General features: G+C 48.2%; 19 protein-coding genes. 13 read left to right on the top strand and 6 right to left on the bottom strand.

Annotation, left to right across the window (positions count from 1 at the left end; all coding sequences use genetic code 11):
* Positions 1-48 precede the first annotated feature (48 nt).
* The 5 genes from H6F52_RS02415 to H6F52_RS02395 all read left to right on the top strand — a co-directional run bounded on the left by H6F52_RS02415 (position 49) and on the right by H6F52_RS02395 (position 6,065).
* Positions 49-1,497, top strand: coding sequence for a serine/threonine-protein kinase (locus H6F52_RS02415; RefSeq protein ID WP_190531696.1), 1,449 nt, complete (start codon positions 49-51; stop codon positions 1,495-1,497).
* A 69-nt stretch (positions 1,498-1,566) separates the two neighbouring features.
* Entirely contained in the window at positions 1,567-1,893 is a 327-nt protein-coding gene (locus tag H6F52_RS02410) for a DUF6825 family protein (protein ID WP_190414406.1), read from the top strand.
* A 140-nt stretch (positions 1,894-2,033) separates the two neighbouring features.
* Positions 2,034-3,791 (top strand): AarF/UbiB family protein, encoded by a 1,758-nt coding sequence (locus tag H6F52_RS02405; protein ID WP_190414482.1) that lies wholly within the window; start codon positions 2,034-2,036, stop codon positions 3,789-3,791.
* A 39-nt stretch (positions 3,792-3,830) separates the two neighbouring features.
* Complete coding sequence (locus H6F52_RS02400; protein WP_190414405.1) at positions 3,831-4,559, top strand: PP2C family serine/threonine-protein phosphatase; 729 nt, start codon at positions 3,831-3,833, stop codon at positions 4,557-4,559.
* Between the two features lie 288 nt (positions 4,560-4,847).
* Entirely contained in the window at positions 4,848-6,065 is a 1,218-nt protein-coding gene (locus H6F52_RS02395; RefSeq protein ID WP_190531694.1) for a glycosyltransferase, read from the top strand.
* Here the strand turns inward: H6F52_RS02395 and H6F52_RS02390 are convergent.
* Positions 6,026-7,291, bottom strand: a complete 1,266-nt coding sequence (locus H6F52_RS02390; RefSeq protein ID WP_190531692.1) for a glycosyltransferase family 4 protein — start codon at positions 7,289-7,291, stop codon at positions 6,026-6,028. The genes H6F52_RS02395 and H6F52_RS02390 overlap by 40 nt on opposite strands.
* Before the next feature lie 164 nt (positions 7,292-7,455).
* Here H6F52_RS02390 and H6F52_RS02385 point away from each other — a divergent pair, with 164 nt between their 5' ends.
* From H6F52_RS02385 to H6F52_RS02370, 4 genes are all read left to right on the top strand, one after another.
* Positions 7,456-8,379: a hypothetical protein gene (locus H6F52_RS02385; RefSeq protein ID WP_190531690.1), complete on the top strand. Its 924-nt coding sequence runs from the start codon at positions 7,456-7,458 to the stop codon at positions 8,377-8,379.
* A 109-nt stretch (positions 8,380-8,488) separates the two neighbouring features.
* The gene (locus tag H6F52_RS02380; RefSeq protein WP_199300328.1) at positions 8,489-9,172 is read left to right on the top strand and encodes a hypothetical protein; all 684 of its coding nucleotides are present in this window, start codon (positions 8,489-8,491) and stop codon (positions 9,170-9,172) included.
* A 3-nt stretch (positions 9,173-9,175) separates the two neighbouring features.
* Complete coding sequence (locus tag H6F52_RS02375; protein ID WP_190531688.1) at positions 9,176-9,829, top strand: FHA domain-containing protein; 654 nt, start codon at positions 9,176-9,178, stop codon at positions 9,827-9,829.
* Positions 9,830-9,940: 111 nt separating this feature from the next.
* A complete protein-coding gene (locus tag H6F52_RS02370; protein ID WP_190531686.1) occupies positions 9,941-11,041 on the top strand; it encodes a UDP-N-acetylglucosamine--LPS N-acetylglucosamine transferase in 1,101 nt (366 codons plus the stop codon).
* 530 nt (positions 11,042-11,571) lie between these two features.
* On the opposite strand, the gene trmFO is transcribed toward H6F52_RS02370, so the two are convergent.
* From trmFO to ctpA, 5 genes are all read right to left on the bottom strand, one after another.
* Positions 11,572-12,972, bottom strand: a complete 1,401-nt coding sequence (gene trmFO / locus H6F52_RS02365; protein WP_190531684.1) for an FADH(2)-oxidizing methylenetetrahydrofolate--tRNA-(uracil(54)-C(5))-methyltransferase TrmFO — start codon at positions 12,970-12,972, stop codon at positions 11,572-11,574.
* Positions 12,973-13,119: 147 nt separating this feature from the next.
* Positions 13,120-14,619 (bottom strand): site-2 protease family protein, encoded by a 1,500-nt coding sequence (locus tag H6F52_RS02360; protein ID WP_190531682.1) that lies wholly within the window; start codon positions 14,617-14,619, stop codon positions 13,120-13,122.
* Between the two features lie 19 nt (positions 14,620-14,638).
* Positions 14,639-14,884: a hypothetical protein gene (locus tag H6F52_RS02355; protein WP_190414396.1), complete on the bottom strand. Its 246-nt coding sequence runs from the start codon at positions 14,882-14,884 to the stop codon at positions 14,639-14,641.
* Between the two features lie 126 nt (positions 14,885-15,010).
* Positions 15,011-17,959 (bottom strand): ATP-binding protein, encoded by a 2,949-nt coding sequence (locus tag H6F52_RS26300; RefSeq protein ID WP_190531680.1) that lies wholly within the window; start codon positions 17,957-17,959, stop codon positions 15,011-15,013.
* A gap of 649 nt (positions 17,960-18,608) precedes the next feature.
* Complete coding sequence (ctpA, locus tag H6F52_RS02345) at positions 18,609-19,844, bottom strand: carboxyl-terminal processing protease CtpA (RefSeq protein ID WP_190414394.1); 1,236 nt, start codon at positions 19,842-19,844, stop codon at positions 18,609-18,611.
* Between the two features lie 181 nt (positions 19,845-20,025).
* Here ctpA and petB point away from each other — a divergent pair, with 181 nt between their 5' ends.
* The 4 genes from petB to H6F52_RS02325 all read left to right on the top strand — a co-directional run bounded on the left by petB (position 20,026) and on the right by H6F52_RS02325 (position 23,745).
* Positions 20,026-20,694 (top strand): cytochrome b6, encoded by a 669-nt coding sequence (gene petB, locus H6F52_RS02340; protein ID WP_190430667.1) that lies wholly within the window; start codon positions 20,026-20,028, stop codon positions 20,692-20,694.
* A 210-nt stretch (positions 20,695-20,904) separates the two neighbouring features.
* A complete protein-coding gene (gene petD, locus H6F52_RS02335) occupies positions 20,905-21,387 on the top strand; it encodes a cytochrome b6-f complex subunit IV (RefSeq protein WP_190414392.1) in 483 nt (160 codons plus the stop codon).
* 189 nt (positions 21,388-21,576) lie between these two features.
* Positions 21,577-22,578 carry a GDP-mannose 4,6-dehydratase gene (locus H6F52_RS02330; protein WP_190526307.1) on the top strand — a complete coding sequence of 334 codons (1,002 nt, stop codon included), beginning with the start codon at positions 21,577-21,579 and terminating at the stop codon, positions 22,576-22,578.
* Positions 22,579-22,596: 18 nt separating this feature from the next.
* Complete coding sequence (locus H6F52_RS02325) at positions 22,597-23,745, top strand: glycosyltransferase (protein WP_190526310.1); 1,149 nt, start codon at positions 22,597-22,599, stop codon at positions 23,743-23,745.
* Positions 23,746-23,801: the final 56 nt, after the last annotated feature.

The following is a 23,801-nucleotide window of genomic DNA, read 5'->3' as shown; positions in this document are numbered from 1 at the left end:
TTTGTACCAAGACGGTAGCATAGTTGGGAAAACTGTAACAAATCTTTAATGAACTTAACGGCTGGAGCAGTCCTGAAGAACGGCAAATACGTCCTCGACGCCCCACTGGGTCAAGGTATCTTTGGGATCACCTACCGGGCGACTCATACTCAGTTGGGGAAAGCGGTCGTCATCAAAACCCTCAACGACAGTCTGCGGACTCATCCCGATTTTGAGCGGTTTGGGCAGCAATTTCTCACCCAGGCACGTCGCCTTGCTCGCTGCAAGCATCCTCACCTGGTTCGGATTCTCGACTTGTTTGAGGAATCTCGGCGATATTTCATCGTCATGGAGTTCATACCGGGGCAGACCCTAGCTGAATCGCTGCCAGCGGGTCAGATTTTGCCAGAAGCCCAAGCCCTTGGCTATATTCGTCAAATTGGCAGTGCCTTAACGGTTATCCACAAGGCAGGGTTACTGCACCGAGATGTCAAACCCCAAAACATCATCCGGCGTCAAGGAACTGATGATGTTGTGCTGATTGACGTTGGTTTTTGTGCTGAATTGACGCCGGGAGTGACGCAAACCCAAGCCAGTTTGCTGAGTCCCGGATATGCCCCAATCGAACAATATCTTTCCCCGAAACAACTCACCCCAGCGACAGATGTCTATGCTTTAGCAGCAAGTTTGTATTGCTTGCTGAAAGGTCAACCGCCGGTTCCGGCACCGCTACGCGATCGCATCCCTCTGCCAAATTTACGGGAAATTCAACCCAAACTCAGCCCGACTGCGATCGCTGCGATTTTGTGTGGCTTAGAAATCAAAGCCGAGAAGCGTCCCCAAAAAGTAGAAGATTGGCTCTCCCTGTTGCCCGCCTCCAAGGCTCCACAGGCTCCCCGCGCGACCCAAACGGCTCGTCGCCCTGTAATCCCCAAATCTCAGCCTGCGCCCCAAAAGCCGCAACCAGCCAGCAACACGAAACCGAAGATATCGCTTGCTAGCGGAGTGAACTGGAATCTTAGCCAGGATGTGAAGCGACCGGGCAAAACCCGCCCCTACAAAACTCGACTAGCCAAAGTGAGTGCTGCCCCGAAAAAACTCAAAACAGCGATACGGGCAAACTTCCCGATTGCCTTTGCCAAACTGAAAATCTCGCTAGAGAGTTTCAAGATTCCAGAGGCGATGAATCGCGTCTCTACAAAGCTTGGCTCGTCAGCGAACCTTCCTAGCTTACAAAACTTAAAGTTTCCCAAACTGACACTAGGCAGAGGGCTGATGATGACCGCTGCGATCGCTACCTGTACGGGTGCTGGATTCGGCTTGGCAGTTCGCTTGAACGGAGCAATGGGACCGGGATCTTCTATCCTGCATACCGAACAATCCTTTCCACCCCGCGACGACTGGCCCATCTCAGACACCCCCGATCCCACGTCCAACGCTAACCTGCTATCACCCCCCGCTGCTGTTGTCGCACCCGTACCACCTTCCTCAGGTACACTGCCAAAGCCTAAGCTGTAACCTAGGCTGTATGTAGTATCGAGAGCAAGCAAGTTATAATTTGTTTCGGACGCACAAATAGATTTTTTCATGACGAATCCTGTAGTTCATGCCTTTTTTGTCGGCAGAGCGGTTGCAGAAGCTCTCAATGAACAGGTAGAAAACGCCGTCACCAATGCTCTCTCGGAACTCGGCAAATTTGATGCTGAACAACGAGAGTCTTTGCGGCACTTCACCTCACGAGTAACCGAACGCTCTAACGCCCAAGCTGAAACGGTGATGCGGGGGCGAACCACTACCAGCATTGTGCCTCAAGGCACCCAAACAACAGATTTGCAAGCGACGATTGATGAACTTCGGGCAGAAGTCGCTCGCTTTCGCGCCGAATTACAACGCTATCGCAGCAGCTCAGTATAAATCCTGAGAGCGCAGCGCTCTGTTCGCGTGCTGAGGGGGAATTCAGTTAAAAGTTCAGTTGTGAGTTGTTAGTTATCCAAAACTCACACACTCAACTGCGATCGCGCCAACTACTTGAAAAAACAGACTTAGGAATCCGAGTGTCAGCCTATCCTAATGACTCTAAACTGAAGCGATACGCGGCTAGCACGCCGAGTGCCCAGCGTGCCGCTGATAAAGCCCGTAAGGATAAGGCTTATCGGTGGAACCGCGAAAGTTACTCCCATCAACGGCGCTTCGTAGATATTTGGGGGTTTGTTTTAACCTTATTGTTTAAGCTCTGGCGCTACAACAAATCTTGGAGCTATCCGGGCGGAGTTACAGAGGAAAAACAAGCCCACAGACGCAGAGCACAAGCGATTTGGATTCGAGAGACGTTCTTAGACCTAGGGCCGACTTTTATTAAAGTTGGGCAGCTGTTCTCCACCCGTGCCGATTTATTCCCTGTGGAGTATGTGGAGGAACTTTCTAAGCTGCAAGACAAAGTGCCTGCTTTTAGCTACGAACAAGCTGAGGTGTTGATTGAGAAGGACTTCAGCAAGAAAGTTTCGCAGCTTTACCGCACTTTTGACCCGATTCCCCTGGCGGCTGCTAGCTTGGGACAGGTACATAAAGCAACTCTCCACAGCGGCGAAGAAGTCGTGGTCAAGGTACAACGACCCGGACTGCGGCAGCTGTTTACGGTTGATTTGCAAATTCTTAGAGGAATTGCCCGTTTCTTTCAAAACCATCCCGACTGGGGTCGGGGTCGTGACTGGCTGGGAATCTATGAGGAGTGCAGCCGAATTCTTTGGGAAGAAATTGATTACCTGAATGAAGGCAGCAATGCCGATACGTTTCGCCGCAACTTCCGCGCCTATGATTGGGTAAAAGTGCCGCGTGTCTACTGGCGATATACGTCGCCACGGGTTGTCACTCTTGAGTACATTCCGGGCATCAAAATTAGTCACTATGAAGCGCTAGAAGCAGCAGGGCTAGATCGAAAGGAACTGGCTCATCTGGGTGCTAAAGCTTACCTGCAACAATTGCTCAACGATGGCTTCTTCCACGCCGACCCGCATCCTGGCAATATCGCAGTCAGTCCCGAAGGTGCCCTAATTTTCTATGATTTCGGCATGATGGGGCGGATCAAGTCCAACATCCGCGAGCAACTAATGGAAACGCTGTTTGGCATTGCCCAAAAAGATGGCGACCGAGTGATGCATTCGCTCGTCGAAATGGGAGCGCTGGCAGCGGTTGATGATATGGGACCCGTACGGCGATCGATTCAGTATATGCTGGATCACTTTATGGACAAGCCGTTTGAAAACCAATCGGTGAGTCAGATTAGTGAAGACCTTTATGAAATTGCTTACGACCAACCTTTTCGGTTTCCGGCGACTTTTACCTTTGTGATGCGAGCCTTCTCAACTTTAGAAGGGGTTGGAAAAGGCTTAGACCCGGAATTTAACTTTATGGAGGTTGCAAAACCCTTTGCAATGCAGCTTATGGCAGATAGTAATGGCAGTAATAGTAGTAGTAGCTTCTTGAATGAATTAGGACGGCAAGCGGCTCAAGTTAGCAGTACGGCTTTGAGTTTGCCCAGGCGGATTGAGGATACGATTGAGAAATTAGAGCAGGGCGACCTGCGAATTCGAGTGCGCTCTATTGAGAGCGATCGCATTCTTCGGCGAATGAGCAGTATTCAGTTAGGAACCAACTATACTTTGCTCATCAGTGCCTTCACTCTGTCAGCCACCATCCTCTTCGTTCAGGGTTATGTCGGGTTGGCAGTCGTGGTTGCTCTGGGGGCATCTGCCATCGCGTTTGTCCTCATTCGCTTGCTCATGCGCCTCGACCGATTTGATCGGATGTTTTGATTCGGGTAAAGTAAAGTTGCTGTTGCCAGCAGACAATATATGATTCCTCGCTCCACGGGCCTCTCTGATGCGGGACTTCTTCGTTCCGTCAACCAAGATGACTACCATATCGACCCTGATGGGCGATTTTTTATAGTTGCTGATGGCATGGGAGGACATGCAGGAGGCCAGGAGGCAAGCCAAATCGCCACTCAGGCTATCTACACCTATCTAGATGAGCATTGGCATTCCGACGAGACTTGCCCAGCGTTATTAGAAAAAGCCTTCTTGGATGCAAATCAGGCGATTTTACAAGATCAAGCGAATCATCCAGAACGCTCAGATATGGGCACGACAGGCGTTGTAGTGATGTTTCGCCAACAGCAGCCTTGGGTCGCTCATGTGGGGGACTCTCGCCTTTATCGAATGCGAGGGGCAACTCTAGAGCAAATCACTGAGGATCATACTTGGGTGGCACGGGCGATGAAAGCCGGGGAGCTGACTTCCGAACAAGCTAAAATGCACCCGTGGCGTCACGTATTGTCTCAGTGTCTGGGTCGTAAAGATTTGCGTTTGATTGAGATCCAACCGCTGGATGTGCAAGCAGGCGACAGGCTGCTGCTGTGTAGCGATGGACTCACAGAAGAACTCTCGGATCAGTTGATTGCAACTCACCTCAAGGTTACTTCCTTGGAAAAGGCAGCCGACGCCCTTGTCGAGTCCGCTAAAGATAAAGGGGGCAGAGACAATATTACAGTGGTGCTGGTAGCGATTGAGGGGGGCGACTGAGAAGGAATAGCGGTGAGGTGATTCCCCGCGATAAAAAAACCCACACTACCATCGCCTGCGGCTCCCTGCCCCTAGTCCCCGTTCATGGGGATTAGTTGTCTCATTCCGTTGACCGCTGATGGCTCGCAGAAAGGGAATAAGATCCTCCTGGGTTTTTCAGATTTTTCCTGAATTAAACGAAATCCCTCTAGGTTAGACAAAACGTTAAGGGAATCAGATTCACAACTGAGCGATCGCATTTTAGACTTTAGACTTTAAACAGTCCTAGTAGCAATTCTTTAGAGTCCCTTGAGACGTCTTCTTTTTCTCACGGAACGATTTCCCCCAGATATTGGCGGGTTAGCGAGTAGCGCCGGACGCATCGCCGCCGCCCTCTGCCAGTTGGGCATTGAAGTAGACGTTGTGGCGTGGAGTCGTTACTTGCAACCGGGAGAAGTCCAGAGTTCAGACGTAGCTAGCAAGGCAACTAGGCACGCCGAAAGTCAAAATTTCCAAACTATCAAACATCTCAAAGTCTATCGGGTGGGGCTATATCGCCACTGGGATATGACGATGCCCCATACGCTCAATGTCCTCGACTGGCTGCATCAGTGCCGTGGGTACGATGCTGTTTGGGGGCACTATGTCTTCCCCAGTGGGTTCTTAGCGACTTGGTTTGCAGCGACAAATGGCCTTCCCAGCACGGTAAGCGCCCGTGGGAATGATATCGATCGAGCCATGTTTCCACCGGGGGATTTTGCGCGACTGCAATGGACGCTGTTAAACACCGGGTTGATTACAGCGGTAAGTGCTGATATGGCGCGAAAGATTCAGCTACTCGCCCAGCGGGATAATGTAATGGTTTTGAAAAATGGCGTCAACGAGCGGGTATTTTCGCCCCCCATTATTGGCGCAACTCATGAATCATCCCTTCTGAGAGCATCTTTAGGCATTGCTCCTGATGAAGCGGTACTGGGATTTTCCGGAGAATTACGAGAAAAGAAAGGGCAGCAGTTTCTGCTGAATGCCTTAACAATAGTCCGCGCTCAGCGTCCTGCCTGTTTGTTAATTATCGGGGAAGTGCGGGCGTCTCAAGAAGCAGCACTACAACTGTATGCGACTCAGCATCCAGAAGACGCCAAGCGGGTGATTATTACCGGACATTTAGCGAGTCCTGCGGCGGTAGCGGGGCATCTGCGGCTGTGTGATGTCTATCTGCAACCTTCTGTATGGGAGGGGATGCCGAATGCGTTGCTAGAAGCGATCGCTTGTGGTTGTTGCTGTATTGCCAGCGATGCCGGTGGAATTCCAGAGGTGATTGAGCATGGGAAAAGTGGATTTTTGCTTCCTCGTTCCCAGTTACATCGACTGGGTGAGGCGGTGCTGGAGTGTTTAGATTTAGAGCCAAGTGCTAGGCGTCAGATTGGGATGGCAGGGCGCGATCGCATTCTCGCTGAATTTTCTCTAAAACATGAAAATCAGCGGCTTCAAACTGTTATCGATCGTTTAATTCCAAGTTCCTCATAAGCTGCCACCAAAGCATCACCCGCGTGTTTCCAAGTGTAAGCATTTTCGATCTGCTGACGGGCATTCCTCGCCAAATTTATTGCCAATTCCGGTTCTGTTTTTAACCGCAGTAAAGCATCTTTAATTGCCTTTGCAGAACCCGGTTTCACGAGCAGAAAATGCACCCCATCCTCACCCAATTCTCTCGCTACTGGTAAATCGCTAGCAATCACCGGCGTACCTGTCGCCATTCCTTCCAAAATCTTTAAAGGACAACAACCCTGAACCAGATTTCGGTCATTGGGCGTCAACGGAGCCAAAATTACATCAGATGCATGAATTTTTTGGACGAGTTCGGCTTGCGATACAGGGTCTAGAATCGTGAGAGACTCTGCTACCCCTAATTTTGAAGCTAGCTGTTTTAAGGCTAAAATCTGAAATTCACGAGCTTGTCCAATGACTGTTAATTGAGTAGGAAAATCCCGGTCAGCAAGTGCCAGCGCTTCAACCGCAAGATTAATCCCTTGCCAAGGGGAAAATGTCCCAAAATATAACACCTGAAATCGACGCTGAGTCTTTATTGCATCATTTTCAATCTGTAGGGGTGGCATTTCCTTGTCCTGATAGGGAAGATTTGGATACTCGGCATCCCTAAATTTTGAAGGACGATAAGTAAATATATCTAAATCAACTCCATTGGGAATGACGCGGATTTTTGAGCCGGGAACCCCTCTTGTTTGGAGATAGTCTCTGGTTACGGAACTAGGCGTTAAAATTAAATCTGATGCTTCTAAACAAATTTTTTCTTGCGCCTTTAATTTGTGCAATAATTCCCGATCTTCTGCCACTGCTGGATAGCGATATTTGAGTTCAATGGATGGCAATCCATTAACTTCAAAAATTAAATACTTACATGATTTTTCTTTGCTCAGGGCAATGGGAAATCCTTCATAAATAGAACGGATATGCACTGTCTCAAACCACTGATTCTGCCACCAATTGCCCAGCATCGCGCGAAAATAAAGCACTCGATTAATTAACGTATCTCCTAGCGCAGGCAACATGGATTGGATAACATGGGGTGATTCCCTCTGATTTACTGCGTAGGCTGTCGGCGAAACTGTCACTAGCTGAATGTCACCAAAAGCATCTGCCAAAGCTTGAGTAAAAGCGGCAATATGAATTGCCGCTCCCTTGGGCGCTGGTACGGTATCAAAAGAAATGTAAGCTATTCTAGAATCGTTCATCAACTAGACTATGGCTCAATTTTGCCCTAAAATTCTAACTTTTTGTAACAATAATTACCACTTTTGAGAAAGTATCTGTTATCAAAGCGTTTGGGTGCGATTTCATGTAAGCGATCGCTACCTTACGTAATCCCATATTCATTGATATTGAACTTTTATTACAAATGTTAATAAATTTAGAAACCTTACGCAAATCTCCGACTTATTCTGTGACGGCTGCTGTTTCTGATATTGTCAAAGACTTAAGGGAATTGGCAACCCTGGATAGAGCCTCAGAGGCAAAGCAAACAGAGTTTGGAAATTTGGTTACCAAATGTGTTGTTGGCGCAATTACTTCAATTGTTATAGCGTTCATTTTAATGATAGTTGTGGGAGAAATGGGAGATGGGTTTCAATTATTTGGAAATATTTTAACAGTTTTATTATTGTGTGTTGGAGTAGGATGTACAATCGTAGCGATTTATGCAGGAATAAGAGAGAGTAAATATAGCCGATTCAATTTCCCCAATCATCGCTATGCATTAACAGAAAAAATTTTGGAAATGCTGGAACGAGATATGGATAAGGAAGCTAAAGTCAGTGTTGATTTAGTTCTTAGCCCAGCTAATCAAGACTCCAAGCGAATTAAAACAGTTAAACATCCCTTAAAGTCAGGGTTTAAAATAGATTTTTTCCAAGATGATTGGCTAAAAATGGAAGGACAATTTTTAGATAAAACTCGTTTTGTCTTAACAACTTCTGAGCTAAATCAAACCGCTTACGGATGGAAGACTTCTAGAAGCGGCAAATCAAAATACAAAACAAAATCGAAAGCCAAGCGATTAGATATCAGTCTGAATTTAACCTATCCACAACGACGGTACGGGGCAATTAAAGTTTTAAACAATGAAGCCGTGCATGCATTAAAAATTCCAAAACTGACTAACGTAAAACGGATGAGAGTGACGGATAAGGGAATAAACTTAGTCGTGAAAATGCCACCTTCGATGCCTTGGAACGAAGAAACATTATATCAAACTATCACGATGATGTTTCTCAGCCTGTATCAAGTTCTAAATTTAGCTCGGATGTTATCTAAGGCAAAGTAAGTAAAAGTAAAAACATATTTAGTTTGTTTGCAAAAATCCGGAACATTAATTATGCAAACTGTTACTAAATAAAGAAAGGATTTTGGTGGAAACTTGAACAATGAATAACATGAACAGAACATTTTTCTCCGGCTTAGCTTTGGCAGCGGTAATACTGCTAGCTTCTTGTAGTAATTCTGTTAAGCAGGCACCAGAAGTATCTACAACATCTAACCCGCAAACATCTCCAATTGCTCAAAATAATTCGTCAGCGGTGACGACTAATACAGAGAAGATAAAATTTAAACAAGAGGGGGGTGCGGAAGATTTTGCCCTGAAACCAGAGGCGGATGGGGCTAAATTGCTTGATGGAAAGGACAAAGAATTAGCTCGATTTAATGTTGATGGTGGGGGGAAAGTAAAAATCAAGAATCCTGCCGATCAAGTTTTAGGCTACGTTGTAAAAAGAGAGGGTTACTGGAAGATTGAGAATGCAGATCAAACAAAAGAATTGTATGTTTTGCGAAGACAGAATGATGGAGATTACAAATTAGAAGATGCGACAGATAAAGAAATTTACAGAATTAAAGCGCGAGATTACGGTTTTGAGGTTGAGTCACCGGATAAACAGTCGCTTTACAAGGTGAAAGTAAAGAATGGTAAAACTTCTCTGATCAATGCAGCCGACAAACCAGTTTTTTCTACAAAATCTCAGGTAAGCGCAATTGCGATCGCTAGCTTCGGGTTCGACGTTTTAAGCAAAGAACAAAAAGCCGCTTTAGCTTACGCAGTTAATCGTTCGGGAGGGAAATAATCCTTGCAAATTCAACTGAGTTGGATAGATCCAGCCACCGGCGAAAGACGAGAACCCATGTTAGAAACGCCTGTCGCCTTGGGCCGAGAATTTGCCTCAATGCCCCAAGAAATTGATGGCAATCGGGTTGCTAGAATTGTGTTAGCCAACGAGCAAGTGGCTGAATATCATGCTCTAATTGATGTAGCGAATGGCGAGTTAATCGTAGTCGATCAAAATAGCAGTACTGGCACCTTAATTAACAGCGTCCGGTTGCCCAGTAGTACGCTAATAGATGGCGATCGCTTGCAAATTGGCCCCTACGAAATTCAACTCAATCCCAGCAGCAGTCAGGCTACCAGTTCATCGGGGATGGCTGCAAGTGAAGAATGCGATCGCATGGTGGGATTTCTCTTCAAACGTCGCTGCGGACGCACTACAAACATTGGCTGTCCTTATTGTAGTTACCCAGATAATAACCCCTATTACTACGATTATTCCTATTACTCTGGATATGGTAACTACAATCGCGGTTATTGGGGCAGCAACTACTATGACAACCGCGATCGCTATGATTATGACCCGGAAACTGGCAATGTCGATTTCACCGAAGCAGACAATATGAGTCTAGAAGGGGAAATGGATGCCGATTTTGAGATGGATATGGGGGCAAGTTAAATTTTTAACGCAGAGGGACGCCAAAGATAACGCAGAGGCACACCAAGAAAAAACGATTCCTTAACGTACCTTTGCGTTTACCTTTGTGTTCTTTGCGTTGAAAACTCCAAAATGTCAATTTGGTTAATTTATGCTTTGGGAGGCGGTTGGGGACATCTTACCCGTAGCTTATCTCTCGGACGAATGGCTACCCGTTACCATCACGTCAAAATTCTTACGAATACCCCTTATGCAACTTACTTGGGCGGTGAGGGTTGCGATGTGCAAATCATTGCACCTGACGTTGGTTTTGCGGCGACTTGCGAACAAGTACGGGATGTTTTATTAAACACCCGGTACGACTGTTTAATTGTCGATACTTTTCCTCGCGGGTTGGGTGGTGAATTGGCAGATATTTTGCCCCAGTTAAAGCACATTCCCCGAATTTTAGTTCACCGCGATATCACCCCAGCTTATATTCACCGTTTTGAGTTGCGTTCTTTTGTTAAAGAAAACTTTGATGCGGTTATTGTGCCGGGAGATGGAGAAGATTCGCCGCTAGCAGATTTACCAATTGTCTATTACACCAGTCCCTGGTTAATTCGCAATGCTGAGGAACTGCCAGATAGAAAAAAGGCGCGATCGCTACTGGGTCTGAATGCACTTGGTCTGGATTGCGATCGCCCAAGCGGATCTAATTTGCGGCTACGCCAACGCCCCTTCAAGAAGAAGGGGGGCAGAAGTTGCTTCGCTTTTATTCAACAAACCCCACCGGCGGGAGTTAGAAAAAAGATTATCCTTGTCTGTGCCGCCGGACAAGCTTCCGAATTATCTTTCTTTGGTAAGTTATCAACTCACCTAGATGCAGCGTTTCCAGAGGCAACGGTGCGTGTCTTAGCACCCGTCTGTCCAGAGGGATGTCCGCCGCAGTTCTGGGTGTCATACTCGCCAGGAATTGAATGCCTCCCAGCGGCTGATGTCGTTGTCGGCGGCGCTGGTTATAACACAGTTTATGAATGTGCTGCGGTGGGCGTCCCGTTAGTCGCTTTTGCCTTTAAGCGACTATATGACCGTCAAAAAGTTAGGGCTTTACGATGCGCCTACTGTATTGAAGAGATTGAGGACGCGATCGCGACTGTGGCAATGCTGCAAAATCAGGTATCCAATCGCCCTGCGGATTATCCTAATGGTGCTGTAGAGGCAGTACGGCTAATTGAGAAACAATTTACCTGAACGCACAGATTTCCATTATAAAAATATACTATCAAAAAATCATTTGTACAAGCTGCTTTAGGTAATTTAAAGCCTAAAAAAGCCTTAGCAAAAGATTGTTAAATTCAATTCTTAAGCAACCAGTTCTGCTTGTTAGACAACTGAGTATAAAGCTATTAAGTATCGCTGTATACATTTATTTGATAATTCTTAAGTTAGATGAAGTTTCTGGCAGTTGTAGCAAACTGGGTACTAAATAACCATAAACCATTAACAACCATGAAAACTAACGAAGCAACCAATCGTGGGGCTACCACTGAGCAAGGTGAAAGTAAACAGGAGCTTAATCAAAAAACCTCTAAGCAATTTCTTATCAGCACGACAATCGGAGTATTAACAATTCTCGTAGTTGCTGCAAGTTATTATTTCGGACTCATGGGATCTTAATGCTACTGAGGAAGGTGGATCAAATCACTTACACTCATTCCCATTCTGTAGGGGATGGCGCTGCCATCCCCTACAGAATGGGAGGTTAATTAAATCCCCGTTCCTTATTCAATGGAAGCGCTTGTTGCTTCTCGTTCCAAGCTCAGCTTGGGAACGAGCAATTTAGCCGCAGCTTTCCAACTCGCTAAATCGGCAAAAGAGCGATCGCGATAAACTCCATATCGCTCCTGCTTATTGCGAATCCGAGTCGGCAGTTCCGGCAAAATTCCGAAATTAGGCGGCATTGGTTGAAAATGCTTTGATGACGCCGAACTAATAAATTCAAACAACGCCCCCATCATCGTCGTTCCCGGTAGCGTTAGCGGATCTTTGCCCAAAGCTAGCCGCGCCGCATTCGTCCCAGCCAGCCAGCCACCCGCCGCCGCTGCCGTATAGCCCTCAGTCCCCACCAACTGTCCCGCCGCAAGCAACGTGGCGCGTTTGTGGAATTGCAAAGAAGGTGTTAACAGTTGGGGCGCATTAATAAACGTGTTGCGGTGCATCACGCCCAGCCGCACAAACTCAGCATTTTCCAACCCTGGAATCAGCTGAAACACTCTCTTTTGTTCGCCCCAGCGCAAATTCGTCTGAAATCCTACCAGATTCCACAACTGCCCCGCCTTATCTTCTTGACGCAACTGCACCACCGCATAAGGACGTTGCGACTGATTTTCTGGAGCGCGGAAATCGCCTTTACGGGCATCAAACAATCCCACCGGCTTCAACGGGCCATAACGCATCGTATCTTCCCCCCGCTGCGCCAGTTCTTCAATCGGCAGACAAGCTTCAAAAAACTTAGCCGTTTCCCGCTCAAAGTCTTTCAGTTCCGTTTGTTCAGCCTTACAAAGTTCCTGCCTAAAGTGGAGATATTGCTCCCGATTCATTGGGCAATTGAGATAAGCCGCGTCTCCCTTGTCGTAACGAGAAGCCAAGAAAGCTACATCCCGGTTAATCGATTCTCCCACCACAATCGGGCTGGCGGCATCGAAAAAGCTCATGTATTCCATGCCCGTGAACTGCTGCAAATCTTCAGCCAGATCGGGACTGGTTAGCGGGCCACTGGTGAGGACGACAATGCCTTCTGTGGGGATTTGGCGCAATTCACCGCGTCGTAACTCAATCAGGGGATGATTCGCGAGGATTTCTGTCAATTCGCGGCTAAATACGCCCCTATCCACCGCCAAGGCACCCCCAGCGGGAACCGCGTGTTCGTCGGCTTTACTAATAATCATTGAGCCGAGACGACGTAATTCTTCATGCAAAAGACCGGCTGCGCGATCGCTCGACATTGCCCCAAAGGAATTACTGCACACCAATTCTGCCAAGTGTTCGGAGTGATGGGCAGGGCTAAACCGCAGCGGTCGCATTTCGTGCAGCACTACTGACACACCCGCATTCGCAATTTGCCACGCCGCTTCCGTCCCCGCTAAACCACCACCTATCACCTGAATCGGCTGTTTTTCCATTGTTCTTATTCCTTTGCTAATGGCTAATTAGAGTGATGAGTTACAAGAAAATTCTTGAATTCACAACTCATAACTCAGACACGATTAATCGCGTCTCCCTTAAAACTTTTTACCAATTACCAATTACCTTTTACTCAATTATCTGAATCAAACCTTCAACAACTGCGCGAGATTTCCTGGCACTGGCAATAGAATGCTCACTAAAAGCGCCAAAACTAACAATCCCCAGAGATCGCGCTTGTTGTCAAGTTCGCTCACATCATTCAGCGCCGGTTCATCAGAAACTGGCATCAAGAATAAGAATATTGCCCAAATAAACAAATCTGGCTGAACAAGAGACAATCCCAGCATCAGCAGTCTGCTAATTTGACCAATCATCGCCCCATTTCGTTGTCCAAACATGGCATGGACAATGTGACCGCCATCCAGATGTCCTACCGGCATCAACTTAAACGCTGTCCAGATAAAACCGATATAAGCCGCCACTCCCACTGGGTGAAGCTTGATTGCCATGTTTGCTGTCAGTTCAGATCCCAGCGCCCATTTACTTAGCAAAGTTAATAACAGGGAAAACCGGGGATTCAAAGAAGTGAAGTTTAAGATACTCGACTGCTCCGACACAGCAACCACATCTGAGTGTGCCAATCCCCAAAACAACAGCGGTAAAGTTACTGCAAAACCAGCGAGGGAACTAGCAATGCCCAAATCGAATAACGCTTTGCGACTGGGTACGGGCGATCGCCGCCCAATGAACGCTCCAAATGTGCCCAAGAAAAAAGGAACGGGGATAAAGTAAGGCAGCGTGGTGCGAATTTTGTAATATTGGGCACTCAGGTAATGACCGAGTTCGTGGATGCCTAAGATAGCTACCAATGCCAAAGCATAGGGTAGTCCTTTTAACAGCAAAGCAGGATTAGATTGCAGTGCGGCGTTAGAAACTTCTGAAATTTCCACCCCAACTAAAGTAGTGGTAAACAAAGTTACAAGCAGCAGCCCTATGGCTAAAGCCGGTCGTTTTAAAGGTTCGGTTTGCTGCTGTGCCTGCGAGTGAGCTTGGGGATTGGGAACCAGTGCGAAGAACGGACTCCCATTCAAACCTTCTTGAAAGACAACAAAGAAGCGATCGCCAAATAATTTCTCAATATTCTCCCGAACTGTCTGGTACGCCACCTCCGGATTCGTTCGCAACTTGCCGCGACAAATTACCGCTTGGGGTCGGTAATCGATGTTCTGGAGGTAATAGATAGACCAGGGAAAGCAATTGCGAAGATTCGTTTCTTCCGTTTTATCAATCGGACGGACAGTACTTCCTGCGTCGCTAGCAGAAACAGGCTGTACCTCAGATGGATTGTGAGCTTGTTCTGCCACCATTTCTTGCGGTTTTGGCGGCGGGGTAAAATCTCGACGCCCCCACTGAATTAGCAGCCAGTACAATATCGGGCAAATGATAAACGGGGCAATCTCCAAAGCTGGCGGCATTCGCTTATCTTCACCGTAGACCAAAATCCAGGCACTCCAAATGAATGCCGGTGTCATCATCACCATCCACAAAAGCCAGATTGGGGTTCGGGTGATGCTGGCAACACTGCGCTTCACGATGAAGTAAGTAAACAGTCCTAGTAACAGTAGGAGCAACCAGAGTTCCATGATCTAAATCTGAATTGGTCTACAGGAGAATTAACTGGCTAGCAATTAGCCATTCCAGATTGGCAATTAACGTGCCAGCCAATTGCTTAAAAGAGCAAAGTGCAAGCAGATTCTCCAGAATACAGCGCCACCATCCCGACTTATAACCCCTCGAAGGAACAGCCGCATCCAGCACGTAAAACTTCAACTGGCTGTCCTTGACACCATCCTTAACACCATTTGTGCATCTCCACCCAATCGGGACACATCGGATGGAACACCCCATTCCATTGTAGAAAACCCAGGGGATATCCCGACCGATTGTTTTGAAGGTTTGCCGAAAACAAAGTCGAGAGTCGCTAGATGTCGCTAGATTTTATTTATTCTTTGCGACCGATTCTCTCTCACCCCTTCACTTTGGATTTTGGGCTAGAAGATAAACCACGAATACCGTTCCCGCATCTACCTCTGAATGGAAGCTAATCGTGCCGCCATGCATCTCCACCAACTGGCGAGTTAAAGCCAATCCCAACCCAGTCCCTTCGTGCTGCCGATGCAGAGAGCTATCAATTTGTTGAAACGCCTCAAACAAAAGATGCTGTTTCTCCATCGGAATCCCAATTCCCGTGTCTGCCACCTCAATCATCGCCTGGTTACTTTCACACTGCATCCGCAGCCATACCTCACCCCCTGGTGGTGTGAACTTTACCGCATTCGAGAGTAGATTCAGCAAGATTTGCCGCACGCGCCGTTCATCCCCCCAAAATTCATCGGCTGGAGGCAACTCAGCGAAATCCCCTGTTAGCTTCACCTGTTGGACTTGAGCCTTTTCTTGCAGCAGTTCCAAACTTTCAATCCCTACCTGACGCAGAGAAAACTGACTGAGGGTTAAAGACGCCTTACCGGATTCAATCTTAGATAAATCGAGAATATCGTTAATCAGCTGCAACAGGTGCTGTCCGCTATTGTGAATAATCTTGAGATATTCTTTCTGTTTTCCGCTCAGTTCGCCAAAATACGGTTGCATTAAAGCGGAGGACATCCCAATCACAGATGTGAGCGGTGTCCGCAATTCATGACTCATGGTTGCTAGAAACTCAGTTTTCGCCTGAGAAGCTGCATTCGCAGCAGTCAAGGCATCTTGCAACTGCTCGGTTCTCAGAGATAGCGCCTGCTTCGTCTCCACTAGCTCCGTAATTTCACGGAAAGTCCCCAAGCAAGCATAAACCTCACCATTAGAGTGCTTCAACGGCACTCTGGAAGTGTCGAAGTGGTGAATCCCATCTGGGAAAACTAGGGTTTCCTGTTCGTGTAGCGTTTCTCCCGATTCAAAAACCCGCAAATTTTGTTTGGCAAACGACTTAGCAATCAGAGGCGGGAAGCATTCTAGAATCGACCGATCCTGAACGGCATATCGGTTGTCAAACCCCATCCTTTGAGCAAAAGCATGATTGCAAAAGCGCAGACGCAGATTCTCGCGCTCGACCACAAAAATGTAGTCTGGGTGAGCATCAAAGAAACTTTCCAGCTCAGCGGTGCGTTCTCGTACCAAGGCTTCTAGGGTTTGGTTTTGCGCCTGAATTTGTTGGTAAAGGGTTGCTTGGTAGATAGCGATCGCTAGTTGGTCGGCAACGGTCGTGATAAATCTTAACTCCGACTCGTGCCAGTAACGGGGAAATTGATCCTGAGCGAAGGTTAAGCAGCCCCAAATCTTTTGCTGTCGGTGAATTGGCACCATCAACCAAGCGCCCGGATATTTTGCCGCCAAAGAGCGATTCATCGGGTCATCCACTAAGCGCGTATCGCTCACCTGGACAACCTGTAGATTTCGCAGCGTTCTGGAACAACAGTTTTTTTGATCGGGAACGATCAAGTTCATGGCTGTGAGGATATCAGCATGAGCGCGATACTCAGTCAGCGGCTTCCAACACTGCTGTTCCTCTAAATACTGAAAAATCAAACATCGATCTGCTACCAAAAGATGACCCAGTTCCAGCGTCACCGTTTCAAAGATATGGGACAGTTCTAAAGAAGCCCGGATTTGGGCAACCAGCCGATTTAATAGCGCCGCATGAGTAATTCGTTCCTCCGCTTGCTGGTAAAGCGTCGCCAGGTTGTGTCCTCGCTCTACCAATTGCAGCGCCAGATGCAGTAATTGCCGCTCTCCCGGTTGCCACTCCCGCTTCTCATCCCATTGCTCAAGCACTAGCAAACCAACCAGTCCAGACGCACCGTGTAGAGATGCCATCTCTCGCGGCTCGATTTTCTGCGGGTGTGTATGCAACCAGGTCAAAAAGATAGATTCGGCAGCCCTTGAGCCAATGTTTCGCTCAGTTGCCCAAGGATTGCCCTGATGATGTTTGAGAAGGCACTGTTCGATGTTTGCCCATTCAGGATCGTGAGTTTGCCGAGCCGAAAGGGGGATAGATGAATCGTGGGCGATCGCACTCCACAAGGTACGCTCATCTTTGGCGCTATAGAACGCAATTAAACACCGACTAACCCCAAAAGTCTCTTGAATCAACACCGCCGAACGCTGCAAAATTACCTGCGCTCCCTGGCTTGACCAGCTAATTCGTAGCAGTTCTTGGAGTAACTTTTCTGGCTGTTGCCAACTCGGCACTACAGCCTGGGGAATGGGGGGTTGGACAAGGTGCGCCTGGATTCCCGGCTCCCTCAACAAGGCGGTTTTAATCTGAATGTCGGTTGTAGGGTTGCCGATTAAACTCGCCCCAGCACTGCTACAAGCATTTGTATCTGCTTTTTCTGGAGTCTGAGTGCTAATTTGACTGGTTAAGATAGCACTCACCAGCGTTGATGTGAATTCGCTCTGCAAAGCTGGGAGATTGGGTTGAGGGCACCAATCGGCAATGGCTCGCTCGAAAAGAGGGGAGATTTCTGGGGTTAAGTGCAACCCGCGAGAAATTTCGGCGCAAATACTGCCCACAATCGCCGGATCGAAGCCAAAACACAGCTCGTAAGGATTGGCGTTTAGTTCAGAATTCTCAGTGGTTTTGTAGCTGTGCAACATCACATTGAAGCGATCGCCCAGTCCCAAAATTACCAACGAGGGCACCTTGCTTTGAGTCTCTGGAGTTGAGCTAAGGGTTCGAGTTAACTTCCGCAGCTTCAACGAACAAGGCAACCATCTGTGTTGATTCTCACATTTATTCTCGCAATGGGTTGCTGATGGCTTTCCCATTGCCAGATTCAAAAAACAGTTGGGCGGGGTCAGCAGCTCCGGCAAGCCCAAAGCACCTGCTTCTGGGGATGCATACCCGCACCGCGCTCCTTTTGATTGTCTCTCCGGGCACAGGTCGCTCGGAGTAAAGTCAGACTTACCCCCGGCGATGAGTACCACTCTGGAATCTGGTTGTGAAGCTAAAAACTTCAGCAATGAGTGGGCAACAGATAAAACTGTTGACCGACTGATAGAGTATCTAAGATCGTTTGCCAGGAAAACCATGAGCGCGATCGCTATATTTAGGGGTAAAAACTCTCACCAGTGGTAGGCGTGCCTTAAAAATTAAGCAATCGCATGGGCCCGTGCGATCGCAGTTAAAACCCACTCAGCCTCAGATTTTTCTAGAATCTATTTCCACTCAAGCCGAGCATTGCTTGATTCCCAATTTACACTGCTCTTTCATTGTGGAATCAAACTTACTGCACTCGCTTCGGTAAATGCACTATTAAGTTTTATCTAGATTTTCTTTTTTTGCGATTTTGGTATTACTCACAACAGAAATAAAAAAACTGAAGGCTGTTATTATCAGCCGTTAGGCGATATCCGTTAATGTTTATAGTCGTTGTGTTCGGTGCCAAGCACGGACCAAGCACTAAGCAAGAATTCTCTCAATCCATCTGCCCCTGAAGCACCTGTGCCTCTTCAGTTCCTCAGTCCTAACTCCTAACTCCTCAGCCCTCAGCCCTAACTCCTCAGCCCTCAGCCCTCAGTCCTAACTCCTCAGCCCTCAGTCCTCAGTCCTCACTCTTCAGTCCTGACTCCTGAATCAAGCCGCATCCGCAACGACCGCATTAGCGGTTAACACCTCCAACGCCGTTTTGTATTGCTGGTCTGCTTCCGTACCCACCTGGTCAAGCGTAATTGGCTCCAGAGGCACTTCCCGATCTGGCGTAATGCCAAGCTTGTTGATATCGTGATGGTTTGGCGTTTCGTACTTGGCAACCGTTACTGCCAATCCTGACCCATCTGAGAGGTCAAACAAAGATTGAATTAGGCCTTTGCCAAAAGTTCGAGCGCCTACCAATTGGGCACGACCATTGTCTTGAAGTGCCCCAGCCAGAATCTCGCTAGCACTGGCGCTTCCCTGATTCACTAAAACAACGAGAGGAGCGTGGGTAAGAGCTGGTGCAGACGCCTCAAAACTGCCCAGAATGCCTTGTCGGTTGACCGTATAGACAATCGTGCCTTCATCCAACCACATCCGCGCAATCTCAATGCCTGCCTGCAAAAGCCCTCCTGGATTATTTCTCAAATCGAGCAGATAAGCTTGTGCCCCTTGTTTCTCCAACTTGGTGACGGCATTCGCCAGCTCAGTTGGGGCATTGGCACTAAACTGACTCAGGCGAATGTAACCCACCGGGAGGCGAGAACTGCTGGAATCTAAGACTGCATAAACGGGGTTGAGGGCAATTCGCGATCGCACTAGCGTAATTTCTTCAGGCGTTTTTGTCTCCCGTTGCATCAGGAGCCTCACCTCTGTGCCCGCAGCGCCCCGCATCCTTGCGGCGGCTTCATCGAGGGTCAGTTGGGCACTCTGGATGCCATCAATTTCCAGGATGCGATCGCGCGATCGGATTCCCGCCTTCGCAGCAGGCGAACCGTCAATCGGTGCCACCACTTGCAACTCGCCCGTCTCGGCATCAAGAGCAATTTGCAGTCCCACCCCTTGAAGCTCTCCGGAAGTATTCACCTGTAAACTTCGGTACTGGTCGGGTTTTAAAAACCGCGTGAACGGATCTTCCAGAGTTTTGAGCATATTTTGAATTGCCGTGTAAGTCGCCTCACGATTAGACAGAGGCTGCTTGATCGCCTTCTGACGAGCCATCCACCAGTTTTGTTGATTGAAACTGTCATCCACGTAAGCATAGTTGACAATTCGCCATGCTTCCGATAAAAGCTGCTGTTCCTCCGTTAAAGCGATCGCTGGCGAAGTCCACCAACTTAACGTAAAGATAGTTTGTATGATTAGTACGAATACAACCCTTAACACTCGTTTGTGCATGACACAGAATCCCCCTTTCGGGCTATGTTACATTTTTTGTAGAGGCTACGCCTAGACTTCTCTCTATCGCGGTGTCTACCGATCCCCATTGCAGCTTCATGCCCCCGAAAAGAGCGGAAAACTGTCTCATGGGGTTGGCTCGTGTCAAAAACAGCAATAAATTTTTAGGAACTCTGGGTTCATGTTTTCTAAGCAGGTAACTGATTCAAAAGCCTACAACTGGTTTGAGGAGCGTCTGGAGATTCAGGCGCTTGCCGATGACGTCAGCAGCAAGTATGTGCCTCCCCACGTAAATATCTTCTACTGCCTGGGTGGAATTACACTGACTTGCTTTTTGATCCAGTTTGCCACTGGATTCGCCATGACGTTTTACTACAAGCCGACCGTCACCGAGGCTTTTTCCTCCATCCAGTACCTGATGACGGACGTCAACTTCGGTTGGCTGATTCGCTCCATCCACCGCTGGTCTGCCAGCATGATGGTGCTGATGATGATTTTGCACACCTTTCGGGTTTACCTCACCGGCGGTTTCAAAAAGCCCCGCGAGTTGACCTGGGTAACGGGTGTCACTCTGGCTGTGATCACCGTTTCTTTCGGCGTCACCGGCTATTCACTTCCTTGGGATCAGGTTGGTTACTGGGCCGTTAAGATTGTCTCTGGCGTCCCTGCTGCGATTCCCTTGGTCGGCGATCAAATCGTCGAGCTGATGCGCGGGAGTTCCAGCGTTGGACAAGCCACTCTGACACGCTTCTACAGCCTGCATACCTTTGTGCTGCCCTGGCTGATTGCCGTCTTCATGTTGCTACACTTCTTGATGATTCGCAAGCAAGGCATCTCTGGCCCATTGTAAAGAGTACTGAGTGCTGTAGAGACGGGATATCTCCGTCCCTACAGCAGGGCAGGAGATATCCAGCCCCTGTCCAACGCCCAATGGGGAGAGGAGAGAAAGTGGGAAAGTCATTTTTCTTCCCTGCATTATCTATCTCTCTATTACCCCCTGACCACTTTGCCTCTTGCTTAGCTCAAAGCTTTCAAAACGCATAGGAGAACACATAGAACAATGGGAACCCAAAAAAAGCCGGATCTAACCGATCCGCAGTTACGTGAAAAACTTGCCAAAGGCATGGGTCATAACTACTATGGCGAACCCGCTTGGCCCAACGACCTACTCTACATTTTCCCTGTAGTAATTATGGGGACGATTGCACTGTGTACGGGTCTGGCTGTGCTTGACCCAGCGATGATTGGCGAACCGGCAAACCCCTTTGCCACTCCTCTGGAAATTCTCCCAGAATGGTACTTCTGGCCTGTTTTCCAAATTCTGCGGATTCTACCCAATAAACTGCTGGGTATCGCCTGCATGGCAGGGATTCCTTTGGGCTTGATTCTCGTTCCCTTCATTGAGAACGTCAACAAATTCCAAAATCCCTTCCGTCGCCCAGTCGCCACGGCGGTTTTCCTGTTTGGAACCTTCTTTACCCTCTGGTTGGGTATTGGTGCCACCTTCCCCATTGACAAATCTCTGACATTGGGTCTGTTTTAAGACAATCATTTGTTATCCTTGACGCCTGTGGGTTTCAAAAGCAGTGCTTTTGTGCTGCTTTTGAAGCATCTACGGGCGTTAAGTATTATCTGGTCGCTTCCGAGAAAGCAAAGTATAAAAGAACAGAGGATGTAGCTGCCTGAACCCAACTCCAGCCCCAATGCAACATTAAGTGGTTAAACTCGACTCATGGCAAAGACAGCGCTAATTACAGGAATCACTGGGCAAGACGGCTACTATCTCAGCCGTTTACTTTTGGAACGGGGTTATCGGGTGGCTGGGTTGGTACCGCTGCACCGCCAATCCAGTCTGGCTAAACTGGGTTCCCTCGCCAGCCAGATTGAGGTTTGTGCGGTTGACATGAGGGATAGCGCGACTCTGTTGGAAGTAGTGGAACAACTACAGCCTCAAGAAATTTATAATTTAGCCGCTCCCAGTTTCGTCCCAGATTCGTGGCAAGACCCGCTGGGAACGCTGGACTTGGTAACGGGTACGGCGACCAGGCTGTTAGATGCAGTGCGTCTGGCTGGATTGAACACGCGGTTTTATCAAGCCAGCAGTTCCGAGATGTTTGGGCAGGTGGATCGGTCGCCTCAAGATGAGAATACACCTTTTCGCCCGATGAACCCTTACGCAGCGGCAAAGTTGCACGCTCATTGGACGATGGTACATCACCGACAGCGCTACGGTTGGTTTGCCTGTAGCGGTATTTTATACAACCACGAGTCATCGAGACGACCTCCAAATTTTGTCACGCGGAAGGTGTCTTTAGCGGCAGCATCGATTAAATTGGGGTTAAGCGATCGCCTGGAAATGGGCAACCTGGACGCCAAACGCGACTGGGGTTATGCTGGCGATCATGTGGAAGCAATGTGGCGGATGTTGCAGGCAGATGAACCAGAAGACTACGTGATTGGGACGGGTCAGTTACACAGCGTTCGGGAATTGGTGGCGACTGCTTTTGAGTGTGTGGGGCTAGATTGGACTCGTTATGTCGTTGTCGATCCCAAGTTTCTGCGATCGGATGAACATTTCCATCTGGTGGCAAATCCAGAAAAAGCCAAGCGCCAACTCAACTGGGAACCGCAAGTTAGCTTCGAGGGTCTTTTGGAAAAAATGGTGTTGAAGGACTTGGAACGTTTACAAAGTGCTGAGGTGCCGTCCATCGCCCAGATGGAACAAAACTCCTAAAATTCAGGGATTATTGAAGTGGGAGAAAAGATAGATTATTTAGAGCCGACTGTTAAACCAGTCGCAAACCATATATTTATTTTTCTGGAAGTTTTTGGATGCGAAGGGGGCATCCAATCCTACGTTAAGGATATTTTGCAGTCTTATACCTCATTGGGAAATCAAGCCAAAGGCGAGGTATTTTTGCTACGGGATGGCGTTGGCTGCCCAAATCCCTTTGAGGGAAAAAACCTCAAATTTCATTATCTCAAAAACCAAAATCCCCAAAAGGGACGCTTAAGGCTAGCAACTTCACTGCTAGCTTGTCTGTTACAACGCCGTCCCCACCATGTTTTTTGTGGTCATATTAATCTGTCACCGTTGGTAAGGCTGCTGTGTCAGCCGCTGGGGATTCCCTATACGGTGCTGACTTACGGAAAAGAATTTTGGGAACCCTTAGCCAATCAAGAACGAAGGGCACTCAAGCAGGCGGAGGGAATTTGGACAATTAGTCGCTATAGCCGCGATCGCGCCTGCGCGGTGAATGACCTAGACCCCAAGAAAGTGCAAATGCTACCCTGTGCGGTGGATGGGAATTACTTTACTCCAGGCCCGAAGCCACCCGCATTGATCGAACGGTATAATCTTGGCGGTGCCAAAGTTTTGATGACTGTAGCGCGGCTGTGGTCGGGCGATATCTACAAAGGCGTAGACGTTACCATTCGAGCCATCCCTGCGATCGCTCAAGTATTCCCAGAAGTCAAATATTTGGTGATCGGTCGCGGCGACGATCAACCCCGACTAGCACAGCTTGCCCAAGATTTAGGAGTTGCCGACCGGGTTATCTTTGCTGGGTTCGTTCCCACCGAAGACCTGGTAGACCATTACCGCGTCGCTGATGCTTACATCATGCCTTCCCAAGAAGGCTTTGGCATTGTCTATTTAGAGGCAATGGCTTGTGGCATCCCCGTCCTATCCGGTAACGATGATGGCTCTGCTGACCCCCTTCAGGATGGACGTTTAGGCTGGCGCGTCCCCCATCGCAATCCAGAAGCCGTGGCAAATGCCTGTATTGAAATCCTCAAAGGGGACGACCAGCGCTGCGACCCTCAGTGGTTGCGAGAACAAAGCCTCGCTTTGTTTGGAAAAGATGCCCTTGCCCAGCAATTAAAACAGCTGCTTGTTTGAATTGAATGCGATTAGGCACGTTTGAAAATCAATACTGAACGGCCTCTGTTCTCAGA

This window comes from Coleofasciculus sp. FACHB-542, assembly GCF_014695825.1.
Lineage (GTDB): Bacteria > Cyanobacteriota > Cyanobacteriia > Cyanobacteriales > FACHB-T130 > FACHB-T130.
This window is presented reverse-complemented; position numbering and strand designations above follow the sequence as displayed.